This is a genomic window from Pseudoalteromonas sp. SG45-5, assembly GCF_014164085.1.
Classification (GTDB): domain Bacteria; phylum Pseudomonadota; class Gammaproteobacteria; order Enterobacterales; family Alteromonadaceae; genus Pseudoalteromonas; species Pseudoalteromonas aliena.
The window spans coordinates 1-15862 of sequence record NZ_JACJEM010000004.1 but is presented as its reverse complement, the minus strand read 5'-3'; the positions used below and the strand labels follow the sequence as shown (position 1 = coordinate 15862).

Below are 15862 nucleotides of genomic sequence, written 5' to 3'. Positions count from 1 at the left end.
ATTACACTTGAAAAACATGACATTACCACTTAGTGGTACATAACTGGCTTTTGTAGTTAAGTTTGATGCTACTTAGGATCTTAAGGAGAAAGGTATGATGCAATTAGTTACTTTGTTATTAGCTATACACTTTGTTATTGCATATCAATGTTATCGATATGCAACGATTAAAGGCTATCCTGTTAAGGTATTTACTGTCTTAGGATGTGTGCCCTACTTTAACCTAGTCGTATGGATTTACCTATTATTTTTACCTGAACTAGAACCTTTCGAAGGTCATAAACATGATCAAAAGCAGCCTTTGTAGCTGCTTTATTTTTTAATAAAATCTAAGCTGCATTGATACTTTAAGAATGATTCAAGTTGCTGGCTAAACAATTTAAAATCACGAATACGCCCAGTTGTCTTACGCCACAATATACCAACATCCCTATATGCATCATTTTGCGAAGGGGTCGCAATCATGTTTTTATTATCCAAAATACCGGCATTAATCGCCATTTGCGGTAAAAAAGTCACACCAAGCTGATGCTCAACCATACTAAGCAATGTATGCAAACTCGCCGCTTCAAAGGGGTTAATACAGCTAGCACGATTTAAATGACACGCACTGAGCGCATGCCCTGTCATACAGTGCTCTCGTTCGAGTAAAAATACACTTGCATCCGGCAGTAAATTAAAATCCTCCACGCCCTTTGCTGGTGTGTAATCTTTATGATGCACCAAACTAAAATGATCTTTAGCAAGCACTTGAGTGTGAAACTTGTCGGTTTCATATGGCAAAGCCAGTAATGCTAAATCAATATGTCCATGCTCGAGCTTATCGAGTAACTTATCACTCGTATCCTCTATTAATACCAGTTCTAAATCACCAAAAGTTTCTTTACAAAAGTGATAGAGCGGAGCCGCAATAAAGCTGGCGATAGTCGGTATTACACCAACGGTTAATTTACCATGCAGTGGTGTTAAAAAGCTTTTAGTAAGCTCTTTTAAACTAATTGTGTCGTTAATAATCCTACGTGCACGTTCTACTACTTCCTCACCAATGCTGGTAAACATAAGGCTACGATTTTCTCGCTCAATGAGCTGACAACCAAGTGTTTCCTCAAGGTTTTGAATCGCACTGCTTAAAGTTGATTGCCCTATAAAGCACGCACTCGCTGCACGGCCAAAATGCTGATACTGGTGAACAGCCAACAAATACTGTAACTGTTTAATACTTGGGAGATTCGTCATTTTTCTTTCCACAAATAAAAAGACCCCAACACCTAGGGCATTGAGATCTTTTCAAGCTAAAAGTCTTTGAGTACTTTTTTGTTAAACCCCAAATGCGGTTCTTAGTACGTAGAAAATAACAATAGCAAGGGCAGCACCAACTGGCAACGTAATTACCCAAGAAACTACAATGTTTCTGATAACACTCATATTAAGAGCACCAATACCACGCGCCATACCTACACCTAATACCGCACCCACTAAGGTTTGTGTAGTAGAGATTGGCATACCTGTGCCTGATGCAATAACAACCGTTGAAGCGGCAGCTAATTCAGCAGCAAAACCACGGCTAGGTGTTAAATGTGTAATGCCTTCACCAATCGTTTTAATTACTTTTTTACCTAAAATAGCAAGACCTGCCACAATACCAAAACCACCAAGCGGTAGAATCCACCAAGCAATAGCGGCTTTCTTAGCAATTTCACCATTGTTTTCAACAATGTTTACAACAGCAGCTAGTGGACCAATAGCATTAGCAACGTCATTAGAGCCATGAGCAAACGCCATACAACAGGCTGTTAGTACCATTAATACTGCAAATACTTTTTCAACATTGTTGAACTGCATTTGCTTATCGGCTTTAGGATCAATGTTTAAGCGAGAAATAGCAATTTTACCAATAATTGCTACAACCACTGCAACAGCGATTGAAAGTGCATAACCCTCAACAGAACCTAGATTAACACCAACATGTTTTAAGCCTTTTTTAATTGTAACTAAGGCCATAATAAAGCCTGCTAGGCCCATATAAAGCGGTACATAACGCTTTGCATTTTTAAGTGGAGCGTCTGTATCAAAAATAAGCTTTTGCGCACTCATAAATATTAAGTATGCAATAAAACCAGATATAGCGGGCGTTATAATCCAACTACCTACAATACCACCTACTTTATCCCATTGAATTGCCTCAGTGCCTACTGCAACTAATGCAAAACCAATGATTGCACCAATGATTGAGTGAGTCGTTGATACTGGCCAACCTAGAAACGAAGCCATTAATAGCCATGTTCCGGCTGCAAATAAAGAAGCAATCATACCCAGAACCATAAGTTCTGGAATATCTGCAAATGGTGCCGCATCAATAATTCCTTTACGAATTGTTGATGTAACCTCACCACCAGCTAAATAAGCACCTGCAAATTCAAAAATCATTGCTATAAAAATAGCCTGTTTGATTGTTAATGCTTTTGAACCTACAGAAGTACCCATGGCGTTAGCTACGTCATTCGCGCCAATACCATAAGCCATAAAAAAGCCGACTGCTGCGGCAATTAAAATTAATACCGTGCCGTAAGATGCAATGATATCCATTGTAAAACCTTAATCTTTCGTGTTTGAACTGATTTTAAATTAACGAGCTAACATCAGCTCAAGACGTGATCCTACGCGCTCTGCAATATCTGCAAGCTCGCCAACCCATTCAATGATTTTGTATAAAAACATCACATCAATTGGATTTAACTCACCTTCTACATCTCGTAGTTGGCGGCGTACTTTTATTTGCATGTCGTCCGTGTCTTGTTCTATTGCATCCAATTCAACTAGCATTTTTTCTACTAAGGTCACTTCACGACCTTTAAAGCCTGTTTCTAGCAGCTCTTCTAATTCGTTAATTGCTTTAGATGCTTGTTTTGTCGCATCAACACAACGAGTTAAATAAGCCAAGAAATCAACTTGCATAACTTTTGGAATGGTCATTTCACGACCAATCACACGTCCAGCAATGTCTTTTGCTTTATTTGCAATTTTATCTTGTTGGGTTACTAATTCGAGCAGATCTGTACGCTCTACCGGCATGAATAAACCGCGCGGTAACTGTAAACGTATATCTCTTTTCATATCATCGGCTTCACGCTCTAAATTACGAATCGTGATGCGAAGCTCTTCAGCTTGTACCCACTCTTCTTTAAATACGTGATTAAAGAAAGGTATCAAAGCTTTACTTGCTTGATGAACTTTCTTTATGTGTTCTTCCATTGGCTTGATAGGAGATTTTGCAAATACTCCTAAAAACGCGTTTGTAGGCATAACTGACCCTTTAATCAAATTGATATGCTTTGCAGCATGAATTTTACAGCATTAACAACGATTGTGAACGCTTTTTATTGCTTCACTTGCTCTTGCAACGCACAAAGCGACACAAGGTCGCTTTAATACAAAAGAATGAAATAGTTAAATTTATAATGATTTTTCTATATCTTCTTGAGATGTATGACGAATATCTTTACCGTTTACAAAATAAATAATGTATTCAGCAATATTTTGACAACGGTCGCCAATACGCTCTAACGAACGAACAGACCAAACTAAGTCCATAATTTTTGGGATTGAACGAGGGTCTTCCATCATATAAGTCATAATTTGACGTGTAATGGCTTCATACTCTCGATCTACCTTGGCATCTTCCTTGTGAACCTGAAATGCTCGTTGCACATCCATACGGGCAAATGCATCAAGTACATCATGCAACATTTTTAAAACTTGGCGGCCCATGTTTTCAATATTTACGAGTAGATCTTGTTGATCTTTGGTAAATGAATCAAGAGCAACTTTTGCGATTCGCTTTGCTTCATCACCAATGCGCTCTAAATCAGCAATTGTTTTCGCTATGGCGATTACTAAACGTAAGTCGCTAGCCGCAGGCTGGCGACGAGCGATAATTCGTGTACATTCTTCATCAATGTTCACTTCCATAGCATTTACTTTATAGTCATTTTCACGGACTTTTTGCGCAAGCTCTGCATCGTTTCGACTAACCGCATCAAGTGCACTGCTTAATTGTTGCTCAACTAAGCCACCCATGCTTAATACGTGATTACGCACATTTTCTAGTTCTTGGTTAAAGCGCCCAGAAATGTGTTTATTAATGTTATGTTCCATAATTACCTTCTCTTTTGATCTTATACAACACGCTGTAATAGGCTAATTAACCGTAACGACCGGTAATATAATCTTCGGTCTTTTTCTTCGTTGGTGTTGTGAATAAGGTATTTGTATCTGAGTATTCAATTAATTCACCCATGTACATAAAGGCGGTTTGATCAGATACTCGCGCTGCTTGTTGCATGTTATGTGTAACAATAACAACGGTAAATTTGTTTTTTAAATCGTTTATTAGCTCTTCGATTACCAAAGTAGAAATTGGGTCGAGTGCCGATGTCGGCTCATCCAATAAAAGGACTTCTGGCTCAATCGCAATTGAGCGAGCAATAACTAAACGCTGTTGCTGACCACCCGATAAACCAAATGCACTATCGTGTAATCTATCTTTTACTTCATCCCACAGGGCTGCGCCACGAAGTGATTGCTCTACCACTTCATCTAGTTTGCGCTTTTCTTTAATACCTTGTAAGCGTAGACCATAAACCACATTCTCATAAATTGATTTAGGAAACGGATTAGGGCGTTGAAACACCATGCCCACATTACGGCGAAGCGCAGCAACATCAACGCTTTTATCGTAAATATTTTGTCCATGCAGTAATATTTCACCCTCAATGCGACAAATATCAACAAGGTCATTCATACGGTTGATACAACGCAGTAACGTTGATTTACCACAACCCGATGGACCAATGAACGCCGTTACTTGGCCTTTTGGGATGCTCATGTTCACTTTACTAAGCGCTTGTTTATCACCGTAGTAAAGATCAAGGTCTTTAATTTCTAGCGCTTTTTGCTCATCGGTTAAATTATCTAAATCTAACTTCATGCCCAAATTTGCTTGGTTTACTTGTGTAGCGACTGTAATCATGTTTATTACCTATAAAATCTTTACTAATTAGTGTTCAAGCGATCTGAATTTTTCACGTAAATGGTTACGTATACCAATGGCCGTTATGTTGAGCGTTATAATTACCGACACCAATAAAAATGCAGTTGCATATACCAGTGGTCGCGCTGCTTCAACATTTGGACTTTGAAAGCCAACATCGTAAATATGAAACCCTAAATGCATGAACTTTCTATCTAAGTGAAAATATGGAAAGTTACCATCAAGTGGCAATGTAGGTGCCATTTTTACCACACCCACCAGCATTAATGGTGCAACTTCACCTGCGGCGCGCGCAACAGCGAGTATTAAACCGGTCATAATTGCAGGGCTTGCCATTGGAATTACAATACGCCATAACGTTTCAACTTTTGTTGCGCCCAGCGCTAATGAACCATCACGTACCGTGCTTGGAATTCGAGATAACCCTTCTTCGGTCGATACAATTACAACAGGGAGCGTTAATATAGCCAATGTCAATGCTGACCACATTACACCTGGCGTACCAAATACAGGGGTTGGCGATGCTTCAGGGTAAAACAATTGGTCTAAACTACCACCTAACATATAAACAAAAAAGCCTAAGCCAAATACACCGTATACAATTGAAGGCACACCGGCTAAGTTAATGACTGCAATACGAATCATTTTCGTCACTGCGTTTTTCGCTGCATATTCGTGTAAGTAAATTGCGGCGACAACACCAAACGGCGTTACTATTACCGCCATTAGCATAACCATAAAGACAGTACCAAATATGGCAGGAAACACACCACCTTCGGTATTTGCTTCACGCGGATCATCAGATACAAACTTACCTAGCTGTACAAAGTAATGACCTAGTTTTGCAAAAAAACCCATGTCATTTGGAAACCAAACATCAAGTACCTGATACATAGGGATAGTCACAATTTCACCGCGCATATCTTTTACAGTAACATAGTCACGTTTTGCAAGTTTACGCAGTGCGAATAACTCTTTTTCAAGTACGCCATACTCTGTACGTAAATCAGCACGTGCTTGAGCAAGTTCTGCAACACGCTCATCGGTTAGCTCATTATCAAGTAAATAACCTTTCTCTTTTAACCGTAAGCGTTCAAGTTCATAGTTAATATGGCCAATATCGCCGTTTTGTAAATCAAGCGCTTCATCATTTAAATCAACTGCGCGATCAACAAGTTCGTGTAAAGCCTCAACGGTATCACCAGCAACTGGCTTGCCGTCTTTAATAACGCTCTCTAGGTAACCATAAAAATTACCGTTTTTACTACGCTCAAATACCGCAAGTGTCGCTGGTGCCGATTTTTCTTTTATATCGGTTTCAAGTATCCAACGAAAATCTAAATCGACGTATTCACGGTTACCTGTTTTGATAAGTAAACGCTCAAACTCTTCTTTATCAAATGCTGATACATCAACACCTGTTGCAGCTAAACGCTCTTTGGGTACCATTTCTCGGTCGTAAACTTCACCAATAACGGTTTGCTTTGCAATAGAGCCTTCAAGCTCATACTGCATCACTTCAGAAGGCCAAAAAAAACTTAATCCCTTCCAGGCTATCATTGCTAATAAACCTAACACTGAAATCAAACTGATGCTCACTGCACCACCGGTCATCCAAATCCAAGGAGAACCAGACCTAAACCACTGCTTTACCATGTCGTGTCTCTCCACTTACATTGAGCTGTATTTTTCACGCAATTGCTGGCGAACAAACTCAGCGATTGTGTTGAAAATAAAGGTGAATATGAATAGTACAAAAGCCGCTAAAAATAATATTCTATAGTGTGAACTGCCTACTTCTGATTCTGGCATTTCAACTGCAATATTTGCTGCAAGCGTCCGCATTCCTTGAAAAATACTCCAATCCATTATTGGTGTATTACCGGTGGCCATCAGTACAATCATTGTTTCACCAACAGCACGGCCCAACCCCATCATTACGGCGGAAAAAATACCAGGGCTGGCAGTTAGCAATACAACACGTACAAGTGTTTGCCACTGAGTTGCACCCAACGCTAATGAACCGTTTGATAAATGCTTAGGTACACTAAACACAGCATCTTCTGCTATTGAGAAAATAGTAGGAATAACCGCAAAGCCCATCGCAATACCAACAACTAGTGAGTTACGTTGATCGAACGTCATACCAAGTTCATTTGTTAAATATTGACGTACATTGCCGTCAAACATCCAAAGCTCAATCGTTTCGCTCATCGCAAATGAAAACCAGCCAATAAATAACACAACGGGTATAAGGATTATTGAATGAGAGCCTTCAGGAATTTTATGACGAATACCGGCTGGTAATTTAGTCCACCCAAATGCAGCACCTAAAATACCTAGCGGCAATAAGATGAGCAATCCAACAATTGCGGGTAGATGTTCTTCAATCAGTGGTGCTAACCAAAGGCCCGCTAAAAAGCCCAAAATAACAGTCGGCAGTGCTTCCATTATTTCTACTGTTGGTTTAACAACTTTACGTAATCCGCTCGACATAAAGTAAGCAGTGTAAATAGCCGATGACAATGCAATTGGTACTGCAAATAACATGGCGTAAAATGCGGCCTTAATTGTACCAAACGAAATTGGCACTAATGAAAACTTAGATTCAAAGTCATCACTGGCTGAGGTTGATTGCCAAATATAGCCTGGCTCTGGGTAACCTTCATACCATACTTCTTGCCAAAGTGCTGACCATGTTACTTCTGGGTGTTCATTGTGTATTTCTAATACGGTTAATTTGTCATCAGCTAAAATTAATGCCGCATTAGAGCGTGGTGCAATTGCAAAGTTTTTAATTTCACCTTCACTTACTTTACCCTGCCATAATTTAGCTTCACTTGTTGTGTAGTAAACACCCAACTCACCATTACTACTGGTAGTGAAAAATGTACGTCGGTAAAATTCTGTGAATATATTGAGTTTACTTTGTTTACTCGTCTCGAATGAACGAATTTTTTGATACTCTCGGCCAGTATCTGTATTCACTTCAAACCACTGTGAAACTTCACCATTATCATTAGCAAGCATTAACGAATTTGCACCCGCTAATAATTGAGCAGACACTATATTTGCGCGCTCTTCGTTGGCTGAAAGCAATTGTATTTGCTCAACATCGCTTGGGTCGCGTGTATCATATACATAAATTTGATTAGCCGAACGAATAAATGTACGCGTTGTATCCGGTGATATTAGAAGCTCATCTACACGGCCTTCGATATCAAGTTCAGTGCGCTGCACAACCCATTCAACATCTCCGGTAAACATATTTTCTTCAGCCACAAAGCTGCTGAATAAAACACGTTTATCTTCGGTTAACGCAACCACAGCCGTTTTATCTTCATAATGACTAAACGCAAAGCGCTTAATTGCCGCTCCTTGTTCGTCTACTGCTAATGCCATTTCGCCAAGTGGATAATCAACACGTGGGGTTAATTTTCGCTCGTTGTTTGGAAAGGTAACTAAAAACTTAGGTACAACCACCACCACGGTGCCGTTTTTCAAGCCATAAGCATATTGCCCCTGAAACGGTGCACTTGTCGCAAAACTACTTGCTTCGCTTGGCAATATGACATCGAGGGTTTTGAGTTTTTTACCAAAATTTGATTTTTCAATATTATAAAAATCAACTTGCCCTTGTTGACCTAATAAATAAGCCACCTCAGTTTGCTCTTCGACGCCTAAACCGATAATCTGATCTGCATTAGCAATGTTTAAGCTGTTACGCTTTTCAACTTTAGCTGATTCAAAAATTGGTTGTACTACATAAAGAAGATAAAAGAATATTAATAGCAGTGCCACTAATACCATTACCCCGCCTGCGGTTATGCCAAATTGGGCAAACCGATCTTTAAATAGACGGCTTCGATCCGTATTAAAAGTCGGTTTATTCGGATTGGAAGTCATCAAAACACCCTTAAATCTTAACGTTGCATAAATTATATTTCATCAAGATGACAGTAATGTTACAGCGGTAACAATAAGCCCTTAATAGCAGCTATAAATAAAGCAGTTAAATAATTGGTTTAATAAAACTTCAAATGGGTGACTTATAAATGAACTAAATTGTAAAATAATTGGACAAAGCATTTATCGAGGTCAATACTCACAAAGTATCAAATAGGCAATCGTAGCTTTAAAAAATGCATAGCATATATATTAAATCCCGCTTTTATCAATTTAAAATTAGGACTTTATAGCTACACTTTAACAACCGATAAATTAAACACTTAGTGCCTACGCATTTACTTTCTTTGGCCTTAAAAAGAGAATTATTTATGAAGCAACTGGTTATTACTATTTTAGGGAAAGACCGCCCTGGATTAGTCGAGAATATTTCCTCGGTCGTATTGGAGAATCACGGAAACTGGCTTAGTAGTAACTTGAGCCATCTACTAGGTCACTTTGCAGGTATTATTCAACTTGAAGTAGCAGAGGAGCATTTTCAATCCTTACAAAGCGCACTCAATGCACTTCCCAAGCTCGATGTACGCATTGAAGCGGGTAACACTGAAATTGAACAATCATCGCTTGAGCAAATTAATCTAGTTATTACAGGTAACGATCGCCCTGGTATTGTTCAAGAACTAGCAAGTGTGATACGTCATAAAGGGGCTAATATTACTCACTTAAATTCAAGACAACAAAGCGCACCTAATTGGGGAGTACCTATTTTTAGCGCTGTGGCGACGGTCACTTTGCCAAACGGAATGAATAAAGAAGAAGTTATTGATGCGCTCGAGTCAATAACAAGTGATCTAATCGTAGACACCGAAGAAGTATAACTCCCCCCTCATGTGTGCCACATCGCTGGCACGCATGTCATTTTAATGTCATTAAGTTACATTATATTTTATTCAGCATTAAATAGCGGAATGAAGTATGAATGCCCATATAGAACACACCCACGTTATTGAGTATTTTTCAAAGGAGTTAAGCTGGCTGTCGTTCAACGAACGTGTGCTGCAAGAAGCTAAAGACAAAAGTAACCCAATTATTGAGCGCATACGTTTTTTAGGTATTTTTTCTAATAACCTTGATGAGTTTTTCAGAGTCCGTGTAGCCGACGTTAAGCGCCGTATTTTATTAAGCAAACTTCCTAATGCTAATTTTGAAGAAGATGAAGTACTACTGAGTCAGATACAAAAGAAAGTATTACTGCTTGGTAAAAAATTCAATCAAATTCACCAACAAATCTTAAATGATTTAACCACACATAATATTCACGTAAATAGACCAGAGAAGCTCAGTGAATTTCATTTAAATTGGTTAAAAAATTACTTTACTGACAATGTTCTACAACATATATCCCCAATCTTACTTGATGAGAATAGAGATTACTCAGATTACGTAAATGACACCATGACTTACTTATTTGTAGAAATGAGTGACGAGAAAAATCATTACGCAATGCTCGAAGTGCCAACCGATCGTGTACCAAGATTTATAAATTTACCAAGCGAGAAAACCCGCCGCCATAAAACCATTGTGATGCTTGATGATGTTATTTTATATTTTTTAAATGACGTATTCAGCAGCTTTTTTAGTTTTCAAACTATCCAAGGTCACTCAATCAAGCTTACCCGTGATGCCGAATATAATCTTGATGATGAATTAGAAGAGGGTCTGCTGGATAAGATGTCCAAAGGATTAAAACAACGTATTTATGCAGAACCAGTACGCTTAGTCTATGACGAAACGATGCCCGAAAGCATGCTTAAAGTAATGAAAAAACGGCTAAATGTAACCCATCATGATGCGCTGATCCCAGCTGGACGCTACCGTAATTTTAGAGATTTTATTGCCTTTCCGAATGTAGGCCGTCAGTATCTTGAAAATAAACCATTACCTGCATTACAAAGCACCGCGTTTAATAAACACACCAGCGTATTTGACGCTATTACCGAGAGAGATATTTTACTTTACTACCCATACCACACATTTAATCATTTACTGGAGTATGTGCGCCAAGCAGCCTTTGATCCTAAAGTGACACAAATTAAAGTTAATATTTATCGTGTTGCAAGTAAATCGCGGCTTATTTCATCACTGATTAATGCCGCTAAAAATGGCAAACAAGTTACCGTAATGGTTGAGCTAAAGGCCCGTTTTGATGAACAAAATAATATTGAATGGGCAAAAATATTAAGTAGCGCAGGCATTAAAGTAATTTTTGGTATACCCGCGTTAAAAGTGCACAGCAAGTTGTGTATTATTCAACGTAAAGAAAAAGGCCAAATAGTAAAGTATGCGCATATTGGAACCGGTAATTTTCATGAAAAAACCGCCAAAATATATACCGACTTTAGTTTATTCACGAAACATGTCGGGATCTGTGAAGAATGCGACAGCGTATTTAGATTTATAGAAAGCAGCTATAAGCCTTTTAGTTTTGAATACTTAATGCTATCACCTATCAATGCTCGTGACACTTTACTCGATTTAATCGATAAAGAAATTCAACACGTCGAAAATGGTTTTGTCGGTAAAATTACCGTTAAAGTAAATAATTTGGTCGACAAGCAGCTTGTTGATAAGCTTTATCATGCTGGTCGTTGTGGCGTTAAAATTCGCATTATTGTGCGCGGTATGTGCTCATTAATACCAGGGGTAGCCAAGTTTAGCGATAACATAAGAGTGATTAGTATTGTTGATCGTTTTTTAGAGCATCCTCGCGTAATGGTGTTTGGTAATAACGGCGAGGACAAAGTGTATATTTCGTCTGCTGATTGGATGACCCGTAACCTTGATCATCGTGTTGAAGTGGGCGTGCCAATTTTAGACGCTAAATTAAAGCTGCTCATTATTGATATTTTAGAGCTACAATTTAAAGACCGCACAAAAGCACGCTTAATCGACAAAGAACAAAAAAACACTTATGTGCGACGTGGGAATCGTAAAAAAATTCGTTCACAAATAGCGACTTATGATCATCTAAAAAAATGGGAAAGTAATTATAACAATGAGTAATCGCCCATCTATAGCCGCTGTCGATTTAGGCTCGAATAGCTTTCATTTAGTCGTTGCTCGTGAAGTTGATGGCACACTGCAAATTTTACATAAAGAAAAGCAGCGTGTGTATTTAGCTGATAGCTTCGATGATAAGTCAAAACTAAGCCAGTATGCTATTGATCGCGCTTTAGTCGTGCTAAAACAGTTTGCTAAAACTCTGCAAGATTTCCCTGCCTGTAATGTAAAAGTAGCGGCAACCCATACCTTTAGACGCGCTAAAAATATCCATGCCTTTTTAACACAAGCAAATGAGGTATTTCCATTTCATATTAACGTTATTGCAGGACAAGAAGAAGCTCGTCTTATTTATCAAGGTGTTGCCCACTACCTACATAATGAAGATAACCGTCTTGTTATTGATATTGGCGGTGGGAGTACAGAATTAATAATCGGTCAGCACTTTCAACACAAACTACTTACTAGCCGTAATATGGGTTGCGTTAGTTTCACAAATCAATTTTTTATTGATGGCATAATTAGCTCTAAGCACTTCAATAAAGCTGAAATAAAAGCAGAGCAAGAAATAGAAGTTATTTTTGCTAATTACATAAACGAAGGCTGGAAAAATGTCATTGGTACATCGGGTACAATTAAGTCAATACTCGCGATAATAAGTGCGAAAAAACCACATCAATCTTGTATAACTTACGACGACTTAATTAACCTTAAACAACAATTTATCAACGCTCAACGAATAGATAACCTGCTAATTGAAGGTTTAACCCCTGAGCGCCAGCTTAGTATTTGTGGTGGCCTTGCCATCCTAATCGCTATTTTTAGAGAGTTTGCAATAACCCAGCTTACCTACAGCGACTTTTCGCTGCGTGAAGGGTTACTCCATGAAATGCAGCAAAAACTGGTCGATAACGACATTCGCAGTAATACCATCAATAATATAAGCGACAGATACACTGTAGATAAAACCCATGCAATCCGTGTTTCTGACACGGTTAGTTGGCTCTACGAACGCTTAAAAGGCCCATGGCAACTTAATAATCAAGATGATATTGCACTACTGATGTGGGCGGCAAAACTGCATGAAATTGGTTTATCTATAAACTCATCAGGCATAAATAAACACAGTGCTTATATTGTTGCTAATAGCCAATTACCTGGTTTTACGCAACAGGAGCAATTAATACTGAGTTCGCTTATTCGCTTTTATCGTAAAAAAATCAAGCTTAATGAACTCTCCGACTTTATAACCATCTCGCAGCAGCGAGTGCTTAAGCTTATTACTATTTTGCGTTTAGCTATTTTATTTAATCAAAAACGGCAAGCGAGTCAAAAGCCAAACATGGAAATTAGCGCAAGCCGCACAGGGTTATTTATAAAATTTTGTGATGGCTACTTGCAAGAATATACTCTGCTACAAGCAGATTTAGAACAAGAACAGCACTATCTCAAAAAAGTCGGTATCGCATTAAATTGCAGTTAATAGCCGCGCTTATAGTAAGGCTGAAAAAATAAAATGATTATGGCGTATAAAAAAGCCAGTAAGCTAAATACTTACTGGCTTTTAATTAACCTTAAATCGGGGTAATTAGTTAATTACCAAATTTTTACGCGATCTTCTGGTTTAATATACATTTTATCGCCTTCTTTTACGTCAAACGCTTCGTAAAACTCAGGCATATTCGACAAGATACCGATTACACGGTAATGACTTGGTGAATGCGAGTCCGTCATTAAGCGATTACGTAATGCTTCATCGCGATATTTACGACGCCAAATTTGTGACCACCCCATAAAGAAGCGTTGATCGCCTGTGTAGCCATTAATTACTGGAGCTGTTTTATCACCTAAAGATAGCATATATGCTTTGTGCGCAACGGTTAATCCACCTAAGTCACCAATGTTTTCGCCAAGCGTTAGCTCGCCATTAACACTTGCATCTTCAAATGGTTTGTACTCGTTATACTGTGCAACTAAAGCAGCGCTTCGCTCTTCAAATTGCTTAAGATCTGACTCGCTCCACCAATTACGTAAGTTACCGTCACCGTCGTATTTAGCGCCTTGGTCGTCAAAACCATGACCAAGCTCATGCCCAATTACTGCACCAATTGCGCCGTAGTTTACAGCATCATCCGCTTCTAAATTAAAGAATGGTGGTTGTAATATAGCGGCTGGAAATACAATTTCGTTGTTTACTGGGTTGTAGTAAGCATTTACTGTTTGCGGTGTCATATGCCACTCAGAACGATCAACTGGTTTACCCAGTTTTGCAATCATATCTGCGTATGCCCATTCGCTATAACGAATGTAGTTACCAACTAGCTCATCTGAGTTAATTTTTAGCTCAGAGTAATCTTTCCATGTGTCTGGGTAACCAATTTTAGGCGTAAATTTGTCTAACTTTTCTTTCGCTGCAATTTTAGTTTCAGGGCTCATCCACTCAAGGTTCTCGATAGCAACACCGTAACCTTTAATTACGTTATCAACTAACTCTTCCATGCGCGCTTTCGCTTCTGGTGGGAAGTTATCTTTAACGTATACTTTACCTAAAATTTCACCAAGTACACTGTTAGATGCATCAACTGCTTGCTTCCAAAGTGGCGCTTGTTCTTCTACACCACGTAATGTTGTGCTGTAAAAATCAAAGTTAAGGTTAACTAAATCTTCACTAAGTAGCTCTGCATAACCACTTACAAAATGAAATTTTAAGTAGTTTTTCCACGTTGCTAAATCAGTGTCTTTATAAATAGTAGCAAGTGCTTCTAAGTAGCTTGGTTGGCGAACAATAATATTACTTGTACTCACACCTGCGTCTTTAAAGAACGCCGCTAAATCAAGGTCGCCCATCAGTTTGCTAGCATCTGCTACTGTCATCATGTTATAAGATTTAGTTGCATCACGACTTTGCACACGGCTCCACTGAGCATCAGCTAATGTTTTTTCAAACGCAAGTACACTCTTAGCAGCTTCTGCTGCATTTTTAACGCCTGATTTAGCTAAAATATCGGTGATGTATTGCTCATAAGACGCACGAATTTTAGTGAATTTTTCGTCATCTTTTAAGTAATAGTCACGATCTGGTAAACCAAGACCCGACTGAGATAAGTACAGTGCATACTCACTTGAGTTTTTAGCATCGTTATTTACAAACCAACCAAACGGTAAACTACCGCCTTGCTTTTGAACTTTAGCCATTAAGCCCATTAAATCTGCTTTAGATTTAATACTATCAATCGTGTCTATTGATGGTTGTAATGGCGTAATACCTAGCTCATTACGAGCAGCTTGATTCATGTAACTTTTGTAAAATGCACCAATTTTATATTCATCGCTGCCTTTTTTAGCGGCAGTGTTTGCAGCGGCGCTTTCCAGCGCAATTTTCATCGCTTTTTGCGACTCATCATATAACTGCGAAAAAGAACCGTAGTTAGACTTATCACCTGGTATTTCAGTTTTAGCTAACCACTGGCCATTTACATGGTAATAAAAATCGTCTTGTGCACGTACTGAACTATCCATATTAGCTAATTCAATACCAAGCTCTAGTGGTTTTTCAGTAGGCGCTGTTACTACTGGAGTGTCGGTTACTTTAGCTTCTTGTTGTTTTTCACCACAACCTACTAAACCAAGTGCAAGCGCTATGCTCGCAGCGGCCATTGTTACTTTATTCATAATTATTCCGTTTGTTAGTTAGAATTAAATCATACCAATCTGCTTATGTATGGGGTCTATTTAACGTTAAGAAAATTACGCTAGAACTAGGCAAAAGTTTTTGTATCTAGTTGTTCTAAATAAAAAATTTTTAACGACGTTATAGTGCAATTTAATTCGTTAAATTGATCAAAG

The 15862-nt window shown here is 38.6% G+C and carries 12 protein-coding genes; 4 read left to right on the top strand and 8 right to left on the bottom strand.

Features of this window, described 5'->3' with window-relative positions:
- The first annotated feature begins 94 nt into the window (after positions 1 to 94).
- Positions 95 to 307 carry a hypothetical protein gene (locus H5119_RS01665; RefSeq protein ID WP_077536847.1) on the top strand — a complete coding sequence of 71 codons (213 nt, stop codon included), beginning with the start codon at positions 95 to 97 and terminating at the stop codon, positions 305 to 307.
- A gap of 5 nt (positions 308 to 312) precedes the next feature.
- Here H5119_RS01665 and H5119_RS01660 read toward each other — a convergent pair whose 3' ends face one another.
- From H5119_RS01660 to H5119_RS01630, 7 genes are all read right to left on the bottom strand, one after another.
- Positions 313 to 1236, bottom strand: coding sequence for a hydrogen peroxide-inducible genes activator (locus H5119_RS01660; protein ID WP_182700963.1), 924 nt, complete (start codon positions 1234 to 1236; stop codon positions 313 to 315).
- An 81-nt stretch (positions 1237 to 1317) separates the two neighbouring features.
- Complete coding sequence (locus H5119_RS01655; protein WP_182700962.1) at positions 1318 to 2586, bottom strand: inorganic phosphate transporter; 1269 nt, start codon at positions 2584 to 2586, stop codon at positions 1318 to 1320.
- A 39-nt stretch (positions 2587 to 2625) separates the two neighbouring features.
- On the bottom strand, positions 2626 to 3303 hold the full coding sequence (locus tag H5119_RS01650; protein ID WP_182700961.1) for a TIGR00153 family protein: 678 nt from the start codon (positions 3301 to 3303) through the stop codon (positions 2626 to 2628).
- A 150-nt stretch (positions 3304 to 3453) separates the two neighbouring features.
- Positions 3454 to 4155: a phosphate signaling complex protein PhoU gene (gene phoU, locus H5119_RS01645; protein ID WP_077536843.1), complete on the bottom strand. Its 702-nt coding sequence runs from the start codon at positions 4153 to 4155 to the stop codon at positions 3454 to 3456.
- 46 nt (positions 4156 to 4201) lie between these two features.
- Complete coding sequence (gene pstB / locus H5119_RS01640; RefSeq protein WP_138584108.1) at positions 4202 to 5029, bottom strand: phosphate ABC transporter ATP-binding protein PstB; 828 nt, start codon at positions 5027 to 5029, stop codon at positions 4202 to 4204.
- 27 nt (positions 5030 to 5056) lie between these two features.
- A complete protein-coding gene (gene pstA, locus H5119_RS01635) occupies positions 5057 to 6706 on the bottom strand; it encodes a phosphate ABC transporter permease PstA (RefSeq protein ID WP_182700960.1) in 1650 nt (549 codons plus the stop codon).
- A gap of 15 nt (positions 6707 to 6721) precedes the next feature.
- Positions 6722 to 8956: an ABC transporter permease subunit gene (locus H5119_RS01630; RefSeq protein ID WP_182700959.1), complete on the bottom strand. Its 2235-nt coding sequence runs from the start codon at positions 8954 to 8956 to the stop codon at positions 6722 to 6724.
- A 371-nt stretch (positions 8957 to 9327) separates the two neighbouring features.
- On the opposite strand from H5119_RS01630, the gene H5119_RS01625 reads away from it, so the two are divergent.
- The 3 genes from H5119_RS01625 (at position 9328) to H5119_RS01615 (ending at position 13499) form a co-directional block, all read left to right on the top strand.
- Positions 9328 to 9834, top strand: coding sequence for a glycine cleavage system protein R (locus H5119_RS01625; RefSeq protein ID WP_077536839.1), 507 nt, complete (start codon positions 9328 to 9330; stop codon positions 9832 to 9834).
- Positions 9835 to 9931: 97 nt separating this feature from the next.
- Positions 9932 to 12019 (top strand): polyphosphate kinase 1, encoded by a 2088-nt coding sequence (gene ppk1 / locus H5119_RS01620; protein ID WP_077536838.1) that lies wholly within the window; start codon positions 9932 to 9934, stop codon positions 12017 to 12019.
- Complete coding sequence (locus tag H5119_RS01615; RefSeq protein ID WP_182700958.1) at positions 12012 to 13499, top strand: exopolyphosphatase; 1488 nt, start codon at positions 12012 to 12014, stop codon at positions 13497 to 13499. The genes ppk1 and H5119_RS01615 overlap by 8 nt, the downstream gene beginning before the upstream one ends.
- Before the next feature lie 113 nt (positions 13500 to 13612).
- On the opposite strand, the gene H5119_RS01610 is transcribed toward H5119_RS01615, so the two are convergent.
- Positions 13613 to 15688, bottom strand: a complete 2076-nt coding sequence (locus H5119_RS01610; protein WP_182700957.1) for a M13 family metallopeptidase — start codon at positions 15686 to 15688, stop codon at positions 13613 to 13615.
- Positions 15689 to 15862: the final 174 nt, after the last annotated feature.

Excerpts from the sequence above, each read along its gene's own strand:
- pstA (WP_182700960.1), bottom strand. The coding sequence starts at position 6,706 with ATGGTAAAGCAGTGGTTTAGGTCTGGTTCTCCTTGGATTTGGATGACC.
- phoU (WP_077536843.1), bottom strand. The coding sequence starts at position 4,155 with ATGGAACATAACATTAATAAACACATTTCTGGGCGCTTTAACCAAGAA.
- H5119_RS01615 (WP_182700958.1), top strand. The coding sequence starts at position 12,012 with ATGAGTAATCGCCCATCTATAGCCGCTGTCGATTTAGGCTCGAATAGC.
- H5119_RS01665 (WP_077536847.1), top strand. The coding sequence starts at position 95 with ATGATGCAATTAGTTACTTTGTTATTAGCTATACACTTTGTTATTGCA.
- H5119_RS01660 (WP_182700963.1), bottom strand. The coding sequence starts at position 1,236 with ATGACGAATCTCCCAAGTATTAAACAGTTACAGTATTTGTTGGCTGTT.
- H5119_RS01650 (WP_182700961.1), bottom strand. The coding sequence starts at position 3,303 with ATGCCTACAAACGCGTTTTTAGGAGTATTTGCAAAATCTCCTATCAAG.
- ppk1 (WP_077536838.1), top strand. The coding sequence starts at position 9,932 with ATGAATGCCCATATAGAACACACCCACGTTATTGAGTATTTTTCAAAG.
- H5119_RS01625 (WP_077536839.1), top strand. The coding sequence starts at position 9,328 with ATGAAGCAACTGGTTATTACTATTTTAGGGAAAGACCGCCCTGGATTA.
- H5119_RS01655 (WP_182700962.1), bottom strand. The coding sequence starts at position 2,586 with ATGGATATCATTGCATCTTACGGCACGGTATTAATTTTAATTGCCGCA.
- pstB (WP_138584108.1), bottom strand. The coding sequence starts at position 5,029 with ATGATTACAGTCGCTACACAAGTAAACCAAGCAAATTTGGGCATGAAG.
- H5119_RS01610 (WP_182700957.1), bottom strand. The coding sequence starts at position 15,688 with ATGAATAAAGTAACAATGGCCGCTGCGAGCATAGCGCTTGCACTTGGT.
- H5119_RS01630 (WP_182700959.1), bottom strand. The coding sequence starts at position 8,956 with ATGACTTCCAATCCGAATAAACCGACTTTTAATACGGATCGAAGCCGT.